General features: G+C 44.4%; 1 protein-coding gene. It reads right to left on the bottom strand.

The genetic code is table 11. From position 1 onward, the window contains the following. Positions 1 to 271 precede the first annotated feature (271 nt). Positions 272 to 1528 carry a site-specific integrase gene (locus QVP03_RS10160; protein WP_022333343.1) on the bottom strand — a complete coding sequence of 419 codons (1257 nt, stop codon included), beginning with the start codon at positions 1526 to 1528 and terminating at the stop codon, positions 272 to 274. Positions 1529 to 1870 lie beyond the last annotated feature (342 nt).

The raw sequence follows: 1870 nt of genomic DNA, 5'->3' as shown, positions 1-1870 counted from the left end.
AATTTTTCTTACCATAAGCGTTAATTTTAAATTAATTTTAAAATAAAAAGTTCACAAGCAAAGATAAAGGATTGCTAACTCATTTACAAATAAATTATTAAAAAAATTTAACACGGTTACAGCTATCTTTCAAATTAAGGTTGCCGGCTTACAATTTTTCGCACATAACGCCTGTGGTGATTACAATCTGCAATCGCCTTTTCGGGACATTTTTTGATTGTTTTGGGATTTTCCCCTGTGGGAAGGGGATGCAAGGGGTAAAAAAAGTGACTTAGGAGAGCCTTTTCGACGCATTCGGCATATCCGACGGCGTCCAGTCGGGGCACAGCAGGTTGATACGCTTAGAGAGGCGTTCCATCTCACTGCTGATGTGCGAATGGGTAATATTCGCATAGATCTGCGTCGTGCGTATATTCTTATGTCCAAGCAGTTTACTGATGGTTTCGATGGCTACTCCCTGCGAAAGGGTGATTGTCGTGGCGAACGTATGCCGGGCCGCATGGAACGTGATCTTTTTCTGGATACCCGCCTCAGCAACGATCTTGTCGAGGCATTTATTGCACCACCCGTTGCTCGGGAGTTCGAATATGCGTCCGGAACCCGATGCGGGCATATATTTCAAAAGGATATTGTAGGGCACGGTAAACAGCCGTACATTGACCTCAGACCCCGTTTTGCGGCGGGTCGTGTTGATCCACAGCTGTTTGTTTATTTCCTGGATATTCTGCGGCTCCAGGTCGCGGATGTCGACATAGGACAATCCGGTGAAGCAACTAAACAAAAACGTGTCCCTGACAAGTTGTAAGGTGACATCCTCGTTCTCATACTGCATCATTCGGTTTATTTCATCCATGGTCAGGTAGTTGCGTGTTACGAATTCGCTTTGTAATTTGTAATTGGCAAAGATATCCTTGTCCATATATCCCTTGCTGCGGGCCAGCATGAGGATATGTTTCAGGGCGATCATGTAAATCCAGGTCGTGTTTTTTTTATACCCGGCTTCCTTTGCGATATAGGCGTGGAAGCCCGTGAGAAATTCCCGGTTGAGCTCCTTGAACATCAGGTCTTTCCGGTCGTACTTGTCCCAGATGTAGTTTGCCAGATGCTTGCAGACGCACCTATATTTATAATATGTGGCCTTGCTGCGGCTGATGCCGACCATACGGTTGAATTCTTCGTTGTGCTGCCTGAAAAAGGCGAGCACGGTCTCCTGCCGGAGGTTGGCGCCGAAATACATCTCTTTGACCATCATTGGAGTTACGAACGACTGCTCGTAGAATAACTTGTTGTAACACCTTTCGATGTGGTAGTGGATATTCGAAAGTTGTTCGTTGATTCTGCCGGCGGCATTGCTCCGCCCGGCGACACGCCCCATACCGACGTCCCAGTGTTCGGGTGCGACCGAGAGGCGCGTGGAAAACTGCGTCCGCTCTCCGTTGATCGTGATGCGCCCCATGATCGGGACGTTTCCATTCCGGAGAGGCGCGTTTTTCTTGATGTAAAACAATACATTAAACGTGTTTCTCATTGCTCAAATAACCTTTTGTGTTTAACCTAATAACAATATGCAAACCGCATTAAAGGTAATGATTAAGTAACCCCCGAATAACGTATTATTCAGCCTAAATATCTTATTGTATAGATGTTAGCCCGTGTGAGACGGTTACTTTATAGTAACACTACAACAATCCGGCAAGGCATTTACAGAGATTTAAAAGCCTTTTAATCAGTATATTATGTCTTGATTAGCCGATTTTGCGCCAGAAAAGACCTTGTGCGCTGAATATCAAGATATTATATTATTCAACGCACTTTGGCGGCTTTTTATTTTAAAAACCAATTAAAATTAACGCTTATGGTAAGAAAAATT

Origin of the sequence: Alistipes sp. CAG:29, assembly GCF_000435435.1 — a bacterium.
Classification (GTDB): domain Bacteria; phylum Bacteroidota; class Bacteroidia; order Bacteroidales; family Rikenellaceae; genus Alistipes; species Alistipes onderdonkii.
Note: the sequence above shows the minus strand (reverse complement) of the source record. Positions and strands in the feature narration are given on the sequence as shown.